Source organism: Pseudarthrobacter humi, from assembly GCF_024294965.1.
GTDB lineage: Bacteria > Actinomycetota > Actinomycetes > Actinomycetales > Micrococcaceae > Arthrobacter > Arthrobacter humi.
Genome location: NZ_JANCLV010000011.1, coordinates 1 through 14,053, shown reverse-complemented (window position 1 = coordinate 14,053; position 14,053 = coordinate 1). Strand labels below are relative to the sequence as shown.

Here is a 14,053-nt window from a genome sequence, read left to right as displayed (position 1 = left end):
CCACTAGCGCTGTCATCAGTCGGGCCTGATGTTCTGGTTGAGGCTGAAGAAATTCGTGGGATCGTACATGCGCTTGAGTGACTTGAGCCGGTCGTACTTGGCAGCACCATAAGCGTGCCTGACACGTTCCTCGCCCTCTTCCATCAGGAAGTTCACATAGACGCTGGTGTGGTGGGGCGCCAGGGCAGACCAGTAGTCGCGGGCCCACTGGCGCTCGGCGGCGAAGCCGTCGGCGGTCTTGCTGTTGCCGTTGATGTTGAACGTGAACCCGGCCTGGCGGCCATTGAAGGCTGTGGCCTCATCATCGATCCGCCCCACCGCGCCGCCCATCTGCCACAGGGCGATGCTGGTGACCGGCGAGGTAATGTGGCTGCCGTGCTCGGCCACGATGTCGATGACCTCGTCGCTGAGGGCTGCAACGTCACAGGACCTGACGTAGTAATGCCAGCCGTGCGGGAAGGACGGATCGAAGGTGCTTTGATGCTCCAGGAACGGCTTTGGCCGGCAAAAGTCGAGCACGGGCGAACCGAACTCCTTGAGCGGCCGCAGGACCTGTTCGCCCTCCTCAACCGGGCCCGCGTAGCAGGCGGTGACCCCAAGGACGAGCTTGCCCACCAGCTCGGGCGGCACGATCGGCAGCGCCGGTGCCCTGCGCTGCACGGCGATGGTCATCAGCTCGTCGGGGCAGTCCGCGATCCAGTCACGGTAAAACCGCAGCACCTCCGGCGCATCCTCCATCGGCCAAAAGACCGGCCCGGCCATAACGTACGGACCCAAGGAAACAAGCCGGAACTCGAAGTCGGTGACAATGCCGAAGTTCCCGCCGCCACCCCGCACGCCCCAGAAGAGGTCGGCGTTTTCGTTCTCGCTTGCCTTGACCAGCTCGCCGTCGGCGGTGACCACGTCCACAGACAGCAGCTGGTCAATGGTGAGCCCGTGCTTGCGCATGACCCAGCCGATGCCACCGCCGAGGGTCAGGCCCGCCACCCCGGTGTGGGTCACGACTCCAGACGGGACAGCGAGACCGAACTCCTGCGTCTCCCGGTCGAGCTCGCCGAGCAGTACGCCGGCCTGGACGCGCGCCGTCCGCGCCTCGGGGTCCACCCGGATGCCCTTCATAGGCCCGAGATCGATGAGCATTCCGTCATCGCACACTGACAGCCCGGGGAAGCTGTGGCCGCCTCCCCGCACGGCGACCCGCAGGTCCTGCGTGCGGGCGAACCGGATGGCAGCTCGCACGTCTGCGACGCCGGTACAGCGGGCTATCAGTGCGGGACGGCGGTCAATCGACCCGTTCCACACCTTGCGGTGCTCGTCGTAGCCGGCATCAACAGGGCGGACGACTGCGCCCCGAAAGGATGCCTGTAATTCATCGACAGCAGCGCCGTCGATCTCCGTGCTTTGCGTCATTGGAATCACGGACCTCTCGCTTCTTCCAGCAGAGTCCCACCGTTGGCACGAACTCGCAAGGGGAAATTGCGGTGGCGTGGGCGCCCCCGTCCGAGGCAGGCTGAGCCGCTAGCTGACCGCCTTCTTCACGAGCTCGACGATTCTTGCCTCGTCTGCGGCCGTGAGCTTGGTCAGGGCATAGGAGGTGGGCCACATGTTGCCGTCGTCGAGGTTTGCGGGGTCGCTGAATCCGAGCGTCGCGTACCTTGCTTTAAATTTGTCCGCGGGCTGGAAGAAACAGACCACCTTGCCGTCCTTGGCGTACGCAGGCATTCCGTACCAGGTCTTCGGCGCGAGCTCCGGCGCGTTGTCCGTGATGATGGAATGCAGCCGTTCGGCGATGGCGCGGTCCGGGTCCGACATCTCGGCGATCTTCCCGAGCACATCGCTTTTGCCATCGGGCTTGGCGGCGCGGGCCCCTTTTCCCGATGCAGCCTTGAGCTCCTGGGCCCGTTCCTTCATTGCGGCGCGCTCGTCCGCATCGAAGCCGTCGTACGGCTTGGTGCTCGTGCCGGCCTTGTTCGTGTCCGTCATTGCAGTTTCCTTCCTTGGCGGTCTCTTGGGGTCCACGCTAGTGTCCGGGCGTCAAGGAGGCTTCTCCAGAACTGCTCGAATCCGGAGCTGCAGGAAGCGGAGGCCCTTAGCCGGCGGAGGATCCCTTCGCCGGGGCGGTGCTCTGGCGCACCACCAGTTCGGGAGTGAAGATGACCGCCCGGTGCTTTGGAGTGTCGGACTCGAGTTCCTCGGCCAGTAGCTCGATGGCCGTGCGCCCCAATGCTTCGGTGGGCTGCCGGATGGAGGAAAGGGGTACCACCGCGGAGATCGCGAAGTCGATGTCGTCGTAGCCGATCAGGGCGATGTCCTCAGGAATCCTCAGGGTGTGGGTCATGGTCAGCGACTGCATCACGCCTAGTGCCAGCAGGTCGTTGGCGCAGAAGATGCCGTCCGGCAGGTCCCCGCGCTTCACCAGCATGTTGCCCACGCTCCGGCCGGCCAGCACGGTCTGGCCGTCGGAATCCAGGACCTCCAGCGTGGCATCGGGTTCCTCCTCCACGGCACGTTCCGCGCCCTGGAGCCGGTCCGCCACCTGGCGGATGGAGGTGGGGCCGCCCACAAAGGCGAGCCGACGGCGGCCGGTGTCCAGCAGGTGCCGGGCAGCGAGGTAACCGCCGGCGTCGTCGTCCACTGAGACGGAGCTGTACTTGGTCTGATCGGCGAGCCGGTCCACCAGGACGGTGGGGACACCGCGCTCACGGAGCAGATCCAGCCGGTCGGTGATGTCGCCGACCGGGGAGATGAGGAGGCCCTGCACGCGCTGCTCCTGGAACAGGTCGATGTAGTTTGATTCCCGGCCGGCGTTGTGGCCGCTGTCGCCCAGCAGCACGGCGCTGCCCAGGAGGGCCGCGGCATCTTCGGCGGCCCGCACCACCGACGTGAAGAACGGGTTGCCGACGTCGAGGACGATCAGCCCGATGGTCCGGCTATGGCCGGCGCGCAACTGGCGGGCGGCATCGTTGCGGACGAAGCCCAGCTCATCTATGGCCCGCTGCACCCGCTCCTTGGTCCGCTGCGAAACCCTGTCCGGGTAGTTCAGGACATTGGAGACAGTGCCCACTGCAACGCTGGCGTGGTTGGCGACGTCCTTGATGCTGGCTGAGCGATTCATGATTCTCCGTGCTTATATGCCCTGTGCGGCACTTTTCCCGTAGTTCCGGATGTGGTCTGGAAATTGCTTGACACCCAGTTGACTTCAAGAGTACTTTGAATCGTAACAATGAAACGATTCAAAGTTTGGAAAGTTCAGGGGAGTCGCAGATGAGGGCGTGTTTCCGCTCCTCGGTCCAGCCAGGGCTGATCGACGAATACCGGCGCCGGCATGCTGCCGTGTGGCCGGAGATGCTCCGTGCGTTGAATGACGCCGGCTGGAACAACTACTCGCTGTTCCTGGGCAAGGACGGGCTCCTGGTGGGCTACGTCGAGTGCGACGATTTCGACGCCGTCCGGGCGCGGATGGCGCTGACTGAGGTCAATGCCCGCTGGCAGGCCGAGATGGCCACGTTGTTCAACAACCCGGACCAGGCGCCCGACGAAGGGTTCCAGGTCCTTGAGGAAGTCTTCAATCTTGATGATCAGCTCGCGGCGGCGGAGTCCACTAGCAGCTGAGGCAAGGGCCCCGGTTGGCGGGCCGCAGGAATCACAGCACCAAGAACCACGGCACAACAGGCCACAGCACAACAGACCACATCACTACAGACCGGGAAGAAACCACCATGAATGACGTAGCAACGGCGCTGGGCAGGCTCGGGGAGCTGGCCATCGAGGTCCCCTCGTGGGCCTATGGAAATTCGGGCACGCGCTTTAAGGTGTTCGGCACGCCGGGTACCCCTCGGACGGTGCAGGAGAAGATCGCAGACGCGGCCAAGGTGCACGAGCTCACCGGCCTTGCCCCGACGGTGGCCCTGCATATCCCGTGGGACAAGGTGGATGACTACGCCGCCCTCAAGGAGTACGCGGCCGGTCTCGGAGTGGGCCTGGGCACCATCAACTCGAACACGTTCCAGGATGACGAGTACAAGTTCGGTTCCCTGACGTCCTCGAACGGGTCGGTGCGCCGCCGGGCGATCGCCCATCACCTGGAGTGCATCGAGATCATGCATGCCACGGGCTCGCAGGATTTGAAGGTCTGGCTGGCGGACGGCACCAATTACCCGGGCCAGGACGATATGCGCGGGCGTCAGGACCGGTTGGCGGAGTCGCTGCGGGAGATCTATGCGGGCCTGGGCGAGAACCAGCGCCTGGTGCTGGAGTACAAGTTCTTCGAGCCGGCTTTTTATCACACCGATGTTCCGGACTGGGGCACTTCCTACGCGCAGACCCTGGCTTTGGGTGAGAAGGCGATGGTCTGCCTGGACACCGGCCACCACGCGCCGGGCACCAACATCGAGTTCATCGTGATGCAGCTGCTGCGCCTGGGCAAGCTGGGCTCCTTTGACTTCAACTCCCGCTTCTACGCCGACGATGACCTGATCGTGGGGGCGGCCGATCCGTTCCAGCTGTTCCGGATCATGTACGAGGTCATCCGCGGCGGCGGCTTCGGGAAGGATTCCGGTGTGGCCCTGATGCTGGATCAGTGCCACAACCTCGAGGAGAAGATCCCGGGCCAGATCCGCTCGGTCCTGAACGTCCAGGAAATGACGGCCCGGGCCCTGCTCGTGGACACCGCCGCCCTGGGAGAGGCCCAGCGGTCCGGGGACGTCCTGGCCGCCAACGGCGTGTTCAACGACGCTTTCTACACCGACGTCCGGCCCATCCTGGCCGAATGGCGTGAATCCCGCGGCCTGCCCGCGGACCCGATGGCCGCGTTCAGGGCCAGTGGTTACCAGAAACAGATCAACGAGGACCGCGTCGGCGGCCAGCAAGCCGGATGGGGCGCCTAACAATGACTACGCAGAACACAGCTACGCAGAACACAGACAACACGACTGTTGAAGACCTGATTGCGCGTTCCAACCGCCTCGGCGCGGACAAGCGGAACACCAACTTTGCCGGCGGCAACACCTCGGCCAAGGGCACGGAGAAGGACCCGGTGACGGGTGAGGACGTCCAGCTGCTGTGGGTCAAGGGCTCGGGCGGCGACCTGGGCACACTCAAAGCCGGGAACCTTGCCGTGCTGCGCCTGGACCGGCTGAACGCCCTGAAGAACGTCTACCCGGGCGTTGAACGGGAAGACGAAATGGTGGCCGCTTTTGATTACTGCCTGCACGGCAAGGGCGGCGCCGCGCCGTCGATCGATACCGCCATGCATGGGCTGGTGGACGCCGCGCACGTGGACCACCTGCACCCCGACTCCGGGATCGCCATTGCCACCGCGGTGGACGGCGAGGCGCTGACCTCCAAGGTCTTCGGGGCCAAGGTTCTTTGGGTTCCGTGGCGCCGGCCCGGTTTCCAGCTGGGCCTGGACATTGCCGCGATCAAGGACGCCAACCCGCAGGCCATCGGCACCATCCTGGGCGGGCACGGCATCACCGCCTGGGGCGCCACGTCCGAAGAGGCCGAGGCCAATTCTCTGTGGATCATCGAACAGGCCGAGAAGTACATCGAGGAGAACGGCCGAACCGAACCCTTCGGTCCAAAGCTCACAGGCTACGGTGCCCTGCCGGAAACCGAGCGCCGTGCCAAGGCCGCAGCATTGGCGCCGGTGATCCGCGGGCTGGCGTCCACGGACAAACCGGTCCTGGGGCACTTCAGTGATGACGCCGTCGTCCTTGACTTCCTGGCAGGGGCCGAGCACCCGCGTCTTGGCGCGCTGGGCACGTCCTGCCCGGACCATTTCCTGCGGACCAAGGTCAAGCCGCTGATCCTGGACCTGCCTGCCGATGCCTCTATCCAGGACTCCATCAACCGGCTGAAGGACCTCCACACCGCCTACCGCGCGGACTACCAGGCCTACTACGACCGCCACGCGACCCCGGACAGTCCGGCCCTGCGCGGCGCGGACCCGGCCATCGTGCTGGTCCCGGGCGTGGGCATGTTCTCCTACGGTGCCAACAAGCAGACCGCACGGGTGGCCGGGGAGTTCTACCTCAACGCCATCAACGTGATGCGCGGCGCCGAGGCGATCTCCGCCTACGCACCGATCGAGGAATCCGAGAAGTTTCGGATCGAATACTGGTCACTCGAGGAGGCAAAGCTCGCCCGCCTGCCCAAGCCGAAGTCCCATGCCTCCCGCATCGCGCTGGTGACGGGCGCGGCGTCGGGCATCGGCAAGGCGATCGCCACCCGGTTGGCGTCCGACGGCGCGTGCGTGGTCATTGCCGACCTGAATCTCGAAAACGCGGAAAAGGTCGCCGCGGAGCTCGGCGGACCGGACGTCGCCATCGGCGTCCAGGCGGACGTAACCGACGAAGCGCAGATCGCCGCCGCGATCCAGGAAGCGGTGCTGGCCTTCGGCGGCCTGGACCTGGTGATCAACAACGCCGGCCTGTCCATCTCCAAGCCGCTGCTCGAAACCACCGAAAAGGACTGGGACCTCCAGCACAACGTCATGGCCAAGGGCTCCTTCCTGGTCTCCAAGGCCGCGGCGAAGGTCATGATCGACCAGGACATGGGCGGGGACATCATCTACATCTCCTCCAAGAACTCAGTGTTCGCCGGCCCGAACAACATCGCGTACTCCGCCACGAAGGCAGACCAGGCCCACCAGGTGAGGCTGCTCGCGGCAGAGCTCGGCGAATACGGCATCCGCGTCAACGGCATCAACCCCGACGGCGTGGTCCGCGGCTCCGGGATCTTCGCCGGCGGCTGGGGTGCCAAGCGCGCCGCGGTCTACGGCGTGGACGAGCAGGAACTGGGCAAGTACTATGCCCAGCGGACCCTGCTCAAGCGCGAAGTCCTGCCCGAACACGTGGCCAACGCCGCCGCGGTCCTGACCAGCAACGAACTGTCCCACACCACCGGACTCCACATCCCCGTGGACGCCGGCGTCGCCGCAGCCTTCCTGCGATGAGCAGCGTTCCAACAGCACAGGACACCGCCCCGGCCACCGCCGGGGCGGTGTTCGCCGCCGTCGACATCGGCGCCTCCTCCGGCCGGGTCATCCTGGGACGCGTCACCGGATCCGAAGTGACGCTGGAGACGGTGCACCGTTTCCCCAACGGTGTGGTGGAGCTCGACGGCGGCCTCCGCTGGGATTTCGACGCCCTGTTCGGCGAGGTGCTGGCGGGGCTCGCTGCCGCGGCGCGCGTCGCCGGGGAACACGGCGAGTCGATCGCCAGCATCGGCATCGATACCTGGGCGGTGGACTACGGCCTGGTCAACGCCGCCGGGGAGCTGACGGCGCAGCCCTTCAGCTACCGCGATGACCGCAGCCGCGCCGCCGTCGCGCCCGTGCACCGGAAACTGGACCCTGCCCGGCTTTACGGCACTACGGGGCTGCAGTTCCTGCAGTTCAACACCCTGTACCAGCTGGCCACGGAGCGGGACCTGGACGGCCTGCAGGCGCTGCTGATCCCGGACCTCATCGCGTTCTTCCTGACGGGACAGCGCCGCACGGAATCCACCAACGCCTCCACCACGGGCCTGTTTGACGCCGTCGCGGGGGAGTGGGCCACCGGGTTCCTCACCGCCCTGGGCCTGCCCAAAGACCTGTTCCCGCCGCTGATCGAGCCCGGCGAAACCGTCGGCACCCTGCTGCCGGAGATCGCGGCCAGGGTCGGACTGCCGGCCAGCACCACGGTGGTGGCTGTCGGCTCGCACGACACCGCCTCCGCCGTCGCCGCCGTCCCCGCCGGGCCATCCGCGGCCGATGCGGAGACCTTCGCCTACATCTCCTCCGGCACCTGGTCGCTGGTAGGTCTGGAACTGGATCATCCGGTCCTGACCGAGGCCAGCAGGGCAGCGAACTTCACCAACGAGCGCGGCGTGGACGGCACCATCCGCTACCTGCGCAACATGGGCGGGCTCTGGCTGCTCAGCGAATGCCAGCGGACCTGGGCCGCCGAAGGCCACACCCCGGAACTCACTGACCTGCTGGCCGCCGCAGCGGCGCTGCCCCCGGGCGGCCCGCAGATCAACCCGGACGATTCCGCGTTCATCGCCCCGGACAACATGCCCGAACGCATCCGCGCCACGGTCCGCCACACCGGGGACATCCTGCCTGATAACCCGGCGGCCATCACGCGCTGCATCATGGACAGCCTGGCCACGGGCTACGCACGCACCATCGCGGACGCCGAACGCCTGGCGGACCGCACCGTGGATGTGGTCCACATCGTGGGGGGCGGCTCCCAGAACAGGCTCCTCTGCCAGCTCACGGCCGACACCACGGGCAAGAAGGTGGTGGCCGGGCCGGTGGAAGCGACCGCCGTCGGGAACGTCCTGGTCCAGGCCCGTGCTGCCGGGCACATCAGCGGAGGACTCACGGAACTGCGCCGCCTGGTGGTGTCTTCGCACGAGCTGCAGACGTTCTCGCCGCAGCTCTCCCGCCTGTAACCGCCCGCCACCCAGCAGCAACCACCTTGCGCGAACCACCCAGCGCGAAGGGTACGTGGGGCCCCGGCCGGAGGGCCCCGCGTGTCCCTTCGCGCGCAAAGAAGGCGCCGCCGGGTGGTTTGCGTGACGTAGGATCTCCGATAGCAACCCGACGAGACAGGACCGGACAGCAGCATGCCCCTCTTCGACCTTCCCCTTGACCAGCTCCGCGGCTACACCTCGAGGGTCACGCCGCCCGCCGACCTGCAGACTTTCTGGGACGCCACCCTCAACGAGGCCCGGACGTTCCCGCTCAACGCAACGTTCGAGCCGGTGGAGAACCATTTGGCAGTCGTCGACACGTTCGACGTCACGTTCGCAGGCTACGGCGGCTCACCGATCAAGGGCTGGCTGCACCTTCCGGTGAACCGGAGCGCCGGAACCCCGCTGCCCGTCGTCGTGCAGTACATCGGTTATTCGGGCGGCCGCGGCCTGGTCAACCAGGACACGAAGTGGGCGCAGGCCGGCTATGCGCATTTCATCATGGACACCCGCGGCCAGGGTTACGGCGGGATCCTCGGCGAGACGGCGGATCCGCACCCGTCTGCCGGCGAGGTGGCCTACGCGGGGCTGATGACCAGGGGCTCCGGCAGCCGTGAGGACTACTACTACCGCCGCGTGTACGTGGACGCGTTCCGGGCGGTGGAAGCGGCGCAGTCCCACCCGGGGGTGGATCCGTCGCGGGTGGTCCTGGCCGGAATCAGCCAGGGCGGCGGCATTGTGGTGGCGGTTGCCGGCCTGGTGGCGGGAAGGCTCGACGGCGTCATCGCCGCGCTGCCCGACGTCCCGTTCCTGCAGGACTTCCCCAGGTCCATAGACATCGCGGCCCGCGGCCCCTATCCGGAAATCGCGGCGTTCCTGGGCAGGCACCGGGACCGGTACGAGCCGATGCTCGCGGTCCTGAACTATTTCGACGGCGTCAACCTCGCCCGGGCGGCCACCGCACGGGCCCTGTACTCGGTGGCGCAGATGGACGATGTCTGCCCGCCCTCCACCGTGTTCGCCAGCTTCAACGCCTACGGCAGCGGCTCCGCGGCACAAAAGGACATCGAGGTCTACCGGTTCAACAACCACGAGGGCGGCCAGGAGCACCACTGGATCAGGCAGCTGCAGTACCTCCGCGAGCTCCTGGGCTGACATCGCCTGGCTGGCACCGCGCGAACTGGCAGATAACGACGCCTCCAGACGGATTTGAGGGCGTTATCTGCCAGTTCGCGCAACGTTACGGCCGTGATTTTGCGGCTGTCGCGGCCCGCGGTTATGGTTTGCCTATGACAAACCGTTGGTATGCGTATTTTTCGTTGGCTCTGGAGGAGCCCGCGTCTAACTGACACGCATCCATCTTCCTTCAGAGCCAACAGGGCAGAGATCATTCTCTGCCCTTCGCCATTTCTCCGGCGGGTTCTGATCTGGGCCCGCTTTCCTATCTGGAACAGGACCCGAACATGAGCACCGCGACAGCCACTCCCTCGAAATCCACGTCCAATCTACGCGTCAGCGAATTCACGCCGCTGCCCTCGCCCCAGGAGCTCATTGCCGAGCTGCCCCTGGACGCCCGGGTGACGGACGTCGTCGAGCGTGGCCGCGACGAGGTCCGGGCCATCATGGACGGCGTGGACGACAGGCTGCTGGTCATCGTGGGCCCCTGCTCCATCCACGATCCCAAGGCTGGACTGGAATACGCCCGCCGCCTGGTCAGCCAGGCCGAGAAGCACCGTGACGACCTCCTGATCGTGATGCGCACGTACTTCGAAAAGCCCCGCACGACGGTGGGCTGGAAGGGCCTGATCAACGATCCGCGCCTCGATGGCAGCCACGACATGGTCACGGGGCTCAGGACCGCCAGGGAGTTCCTGCAGCAGGTCACCGCGCTGGGACTGCCCACGGCCACCGAATTCCTGGAACCCATCAGCCCCCAGTACATGGCGGACCTCATCTCGTGGGGAGCCATCGGGGCGCGCACCACCGAGAGCCAGATCCACCGCCAGCTTGCCTCCGGCCTGTCCATGCCCATCGGCTTCAAGAACGGGACCGACGGCGACCTTCAGGTTGCGCTCGACGCGTGCGGCGCCGCCGCTGCCGCCCAGGCGTTCCTGGGGATCGACGGCGACGGCCGGGCCGCGCTGGTGGCCACCGCCGGGAACCCGGACACCCACGTCATCCTCCGAGGTGGACGGAAGGGCCCCAATTACTCAGCGGCCGACGTCGAAAGCGCCTCCGCCAAGCTCGCCGGCAAGGGGCTCAACCCGCGGCTGATCGTGGACGCCAGCCACGCCAACAGCGGCAAGAGCCACCACCGGCAGGCGGAAGTGGCGCTGGAAATCGGCGCACAGCTTGAGGACGGCGGCGAGGCGGCACAGGCCATCGCGGGTGTCATGCTGGAGAGCTTCCTGGTAGGCGGAGCCCAGAACCTCGATGTCACCGAGCATGCGGCGGGCCGGGCGGAACTGGTCCACGGGCAGAGCGTCACGGACGCGTGCATGGACTGGGACGTCTCCGTTTCGGTCCTTGATCAGCTCGCGGCGTCCGCCCGGAAGCGCCGGACCGCTTAATGATTGCCCGGATGACTTTCACTACAGCCCCATGAACCTCTAGAGTATCTAACACATGGTTGGTGGATGGCTCAGCATCGGCACACCGAATATGAATCAAAGCTGGGGTACTGTCGTCATCCATCAGCAAAGGAATAGGGAAATGTCCGCAGAACAGAACTTCTCGAACGCGAAGTTCCTGACCGTGGCCGAAGTGGCCGAGGTCATGCGCGTCTCCAAAATGACCGTCTATCGGCTTGTCCACTCCGGCGAAATGCCCGCCGTGCGTTTCGGCCGGTCGTACCGGGTGCCGGAGAGCGCCGTCGAGCAGTACCTCAAGGGTGCTGTGGTGGACGGGCACTCCGAAACCGCCTGAGCATTACCTGCGGTCAGTGGGCATCGCCAAGAAGCGGTACCCTGTTAAGGAACGTTTTACGTCATTGTAAGAATCTGTCAGTTGTTTCAGTCTGTAGCTCTGTCCACGGACCATTTCCATCAGACAGGTACTGCATCTAGTTTGTGAGGAACTTTCGTGGGTTCAGTTATTAAGAAGCGTCGCAAGCGTATGGCCAAGAAGAAGCACCGCAAGTTGCTTCGTAAGACCCGTCACCAGCGCCGCAATAAGAAGTAGAGATACTTCGACAAGCGTGAAATGCCCGTTGCCTATCCGGCAGCGGGCATTTTTTTGCGTCGGGTGGGGTCGCCACCTGCTGTGCCTCGCCGTCGCTTAGCGTTCAGCCCTGCCCAACCCTCGCAAGCTCGGGCCGGGGCCCGCGGGCTTTCACTGCAGCCGAAAGGCGCTCCTACGGTCGCTGGGCAACCTTCGTCCCGCGTTCGGCCGCGATGCGCTCCTACGCGAGACACAGCAGCTGGCCGGGCCGGGTTCCTAAATCCGGGGGCCGCGGATGCGCGCGAAGCCTTTCCACAGTCCGTAAATTACGCCGCCGGCCGTTGCTGCCTTGAGCCCCAAGGTGGCGGCGCGGCGGCCGGAACGGAAGTCGTAGACCGGCCAGTTATTGTCCCGCGCGTGGCGGCGGAGCCTGGCATCAGGGTTGATGGCTACAGGGTGCCCCACGAGGGTGAGCAAAGGGATGTCATTGTATGAGTCGCTGTAGGCCCAGCACCGCTTGAGGTCCAGGCCTTCGGCGTGGGCCAGGGCCTGCACTGCCACTGCCTTGGCGGAACCGTGCAGGATGTCGCCCACCAGCCGGCCGGTGTACATGCCATCGGCGACCTCGCCCACGGTGCCCAACGCTCCGGTCAGGCCGAGCCTGGTGGAAATGACCGCCGCAACCTCGATGGGGGTTGCGGTAACCAGCCAGACCCGCCGGCCCACGCGCAGGTGCTGCTGCGCCAATGCCTTGGCGCCGGGCCAGATCCTGGACGCGATCATTTCGTCGTAGACCTCTTCGCCCAGGGCCTTGACGTCTTCCACGGTGATGCCCTCGGCGAGCGTGAGGGCGGAGTCGCGGACAGCGTGGACATCGTCCATGTTCTCGCCGCGCGCCACAAATTTGAACTGCTTCCACGCGAACCCCGCAGCCTGTGTCAGGGTGAAGGCGCCGCGCTGGTGCATCTTGCGGGCAACATGGAAGAGGCTGGCGCCCTTCATGAGGGTGTTATCGACGTCGAAAAAGGCGGCTTCGCCGGTCTGCATCAACGCATCCGGCTGGGTCACCACAGCGACGTACTTCTCCTCGGGCATGTCCACGAGTCTAGTCAATACTCGGTGGCCAGGATTTCAGTGCCAGCCCGAGTGCCGGCGCTCGCCCCGGATACCCCCTCCGCCGTACGACCCGCCGTCGGCCGCTGTCCTCTGCCCAGCTCTCTGCCCTGAAGGGCGATACGGTTAATGCATGGCAAAACCCGAGGTAGTCCTCATCACCAAGGCAGACTGTCACCTGTGTGCAGGAGCGCGCGACGCCGTCGGACGCGTTACTGCCTCGCTGGGACTCGGGTGGACGGAACAGCAGGTGGACGAGCTGCCGGAACTGCGTGAGCGGTACGCGGAGGAAATTCCCGTCGTCCTGGTGGATGGAATCCAACGCGATTTCTGGAAGATCGACGAGGCCCGGCTGGAGCGCGTCCTCAAACGCGCCATGGCCCAATAGGAAAGCGGCCCGGAGAATGACATCGGCTTTGTTGGCACCAGCTGCGGGGCTCTAGAGTGGAGTCACGACGCGATGGGATGGAGGGGATAGTGACTTCACTGGATCCATCTCCCCATGCTGTCCAAGGTACAGAGGCTGGCCACAGTGCACAGCCCGTCCACGGCGCCGAATCCACCAAGCAAATACCGCCCGCAGCAGTGGCCCGGCTGACCATCTACCTGCGCGCCCTTAACACGCTGCTGTCCGACGGCGTCGAACGGGTATCTTCGGAATCGCTGGCGGAAGCGTCAGGAGTGAGCTCGTCAACCCTTCGCAAGGACCTTTCCTATGTGGGTTCCTACGGCACGCGCGGAGTGGGCTACGAAGTGCAGTACCTTAGCCGTCACATCTCCGCGGCCCTGGGGCTGACCCACGACTGGAAGGTCGCCATTGTTGGCGCGGGTAACCTCGGCAAGGCCCTGGCCCGTTACGGCGGCTTCGAGTCCCGCGGGTTTGACGTCGTGGCAATTTTCGACGCCGACCAGATGGTGGTGGGCAATGAAGTGGGCTGGCTGCGCGTCAGCGACTCTGCGGACATGGAGGCCGTGTTGCAGCGGACGGGCGCCAACATGGTGGTCCTGGCGCTTCCGGCCCATGCGGCGCAGGCCGTGTGCGACCGCGTGGTGGCGGCCGGCGTCCACAGCATCCTGAGCTTCGCCCCCGTTATGCTGCAGGTCCCCGAGGGGGTCAACCTCCGCAAGGTGGATATGGCCACCGAACTGCAGATCCTCGCCTATCACGCACAACGGGCGCAGACCCCGGACCAGACCGCCTAGTAGTACTTTGTTAGGTTTTCGGCGAGGGGCTTTTAATCGCGGGCCTGACCTGTTAATTTCGTTGCGTGGGAATGGAAGAGACTGGGCTGCGGGTCGAGCTGGAGAATTACGTCGGGGA

Annotated in this window: 14 protein-coding genes; 10 read left to right on the top strand and 4 right to left on the bottom strand. The window is 65.6% G+C overall.

The window, feature by feature from the left end; genetic code table 11:
- Window positions 1-15: 15 nt before the first annotated feature.
- The 3 genes from NFC73_RS15015 to NFC73_RS15005 all read right to left on the bottom strand — a co-directional run bounded on the left by NFC73_RS15015 (window position 16) and on the right by NFC73_RS15005 (window position 3,115).
- Window positions 16-1,410 carry an FAD-binding oxidoreductase gene (locus NFC73_RS15015; RefSeq protein WP_254751454.1) on the bottom strand — a complete coding sequence of 465 codons (1,395 nt, stop codon included), beginning with the start codon at window positions 1,408-1,410 and terminating at the stop codon, window positions 16-18.
- A 108-nt stretch (window positions 1,411-1,518) separates the two neighbouring features.
- On the bottom strand, window positions 1,519-1,983 hold the full coding sequence (locus tag NFC73_RS15010; protein ID WP_254751452.1) for an iron chaperone: 465 nt from the start codon (window positions 1,981-1,983) through the stop codon (window positions 1,519-1,521).
- Between the two features lie 106 nt (window positions 1,984-2,089).
- Complete coding sequence (locus tag NFC73_RS15005) at window positions 2,090-3,115, bottom strand: LacI family DNA-binding transcriptional regulator (RefSeq protein ID WP_254751451.1); 1,026 nt, start codon at window positions 3,113-3,115, stop codon at window positions 2,090-2,092.
- A 149-nt stretch (window positions 3,116-3,264) separates the two neighbouring features.
- Between NFC73_RS15005 and NFC73_RS15000 the strand changes: the two genes are divergently transcribed.
- From NFC73_RS15000 to NFC73_RS14965, 8 genes are all read left to right on the top strand, one after another.
- Window positions 3,265-3,612, top strand: a complete 348-nt coding sequence (locus tag NFC73_RS15000; protein ID WP_254751450.1) for an L-rhamnose mutarotase — start codon at window positions 3,265-3,267, stop codon at window positions 3,610-3,612.
- Window positions 3,613-3,719: 107 nt separating this feature from the next.
- Window positions 3,720-4,886, top strand: a complete 1,167-nt coding sequence (gene rhaI, locus NFC73_RS14995) for an L-rhamnose isomerase (RefSeq protein ID WP_254751448.1) — start codon at window positions 3,720-3,722, stop codon at window positions 4,884-4,886.
- A 2-nt stretch (window positions 4,887-4,888) separates the two neighbouring features.
- The gene (locus NFC73_RS14990) at window positions 4,889-6,955 is read left to right on the top strand and encodes a bifunctional aldolase/short-chain dehydrogenase (RefSeq protein ID WP_254751446.1); all 2,067 of its coding nucleotides are present in this window, start codon (window positions 4,889-4,891) and stop codon (window positions 6,953-6,955) included.
- Window positions 6,952-8,439: a rhamnulokinase gene (locus NFC73_RS14985; RefSeq protein WP_254751444.1), complete on the top strand. Its 1,488-nt coding sequence runs from the start codon at window positions 6,952-6,954 to the stop codon at window positions 8,437-8,439. Before NFC73_RS14990 ends, NFC73_RS14985 begins: the two co-directional genes overlap by 4 nt.
- Before the next feature lie 174 nt (window positions 8,440-8,613).
- On the top strand, window positions 8,614-9,615 hold the full coding sequence (locus NFC73_RS14980; protein WP_254751442.1) for an acetylxylan esterase: 1,002 nt from the start codon (window positions 8,614-8,616) through the stop codon (window positions 9,613-9,615).
- Window positions 9,616-9,923: 308 nt separating this feature from the next.
- Window positions 9,924-11,030 carry a 3-deoxy-7-phosphoheptulonate synthase gene (locus NFC73_RS14975; protein WP_254751440.1) on the top strand — a complete coding sequence of 369 codons (1,107 nt, stop codon included), beginning with the start codon at window positions 9,924-9,926 and terminating at the stop codon, window positions 11,028-11,030.
- Window positions 11,031-11,172: 142 nt separating this feature from the next.
- On the top strand, window positions 11,173-11,385 hold the full coding sequence (locus NFC73_RS14970) for a helix-turn-helix domain-containing protein (protein WP_058931377.1): 213 nt from the start codon (window positions 11,173-11,175) through the stop codon (window positions 11,383-11,385).
- A 156-nt stretch (window positions 11,386-11,541) separates the two neighbouring features.
- Window positions 11,542-11,640 (top strand): 30S ribosomal protein bS22, encoded by a 99-nt coding sequence (locus tag NFC73_RS14965; RefSeq protein ID WP_003792170.1) that lies wholly within the window; start codon window positions 11,542-11,544, stop codon window positions 11,638-11,640.
- 255 nt (window positions 11,641-11,895) lie between these two features.
- Here the strand turns inward: NFC73_RS14965 and NFC73_RS14960 are convergent, their stop codons facing one another.
- The gene (locus tag NFC73_RS14960; RefSeq protein WP_058931379.1) at window positions 11,896-12,714 is read right to left on the bottom strand and encodes an HAD family hydrolase; all 819 of its coding nucleotides are present in this window, start codon (window positions 12,712-12,714) and stop codon (window positions 11,896-11,898) included.
- 151 nt (window positions 12,715-12,865) lie between these two features.
- Between NFC73_RS14960 and NFC73_RS14955 the strand changes: the two genes are divergently transcribed.
- Together NFC73_RS14955 and NFC73_RS14950 are read left to right on the top strand one after the other, a co-directional pair.
- Complete coding sequence (locus NFC73_RS14955) at window positions 12,866-13,120, top strand: glutaredoxin family protein (protein WP_104060455.1); 255 nt, start codon at window positions 12,866-12,868, stop codon at window positions 13,118-13,120.
- An 89-nt stretch (window positions 13,121-13,209) separates the two neighbouring features.
- Window positions 13,210-13,935 (top strand): redox-sensing transcriptional repressor Rex, encoded by a 726-nt coding sequence (locus NFC73_RS14950; RefSeq protein ID WP_371706713.1) that lies wholly within the window; start codon window positions 13,210-13,212, stop codon window positions 13,933-13,935.
- Window positions 13,936-14,053 lie beyond the last annotated feature (118 nt).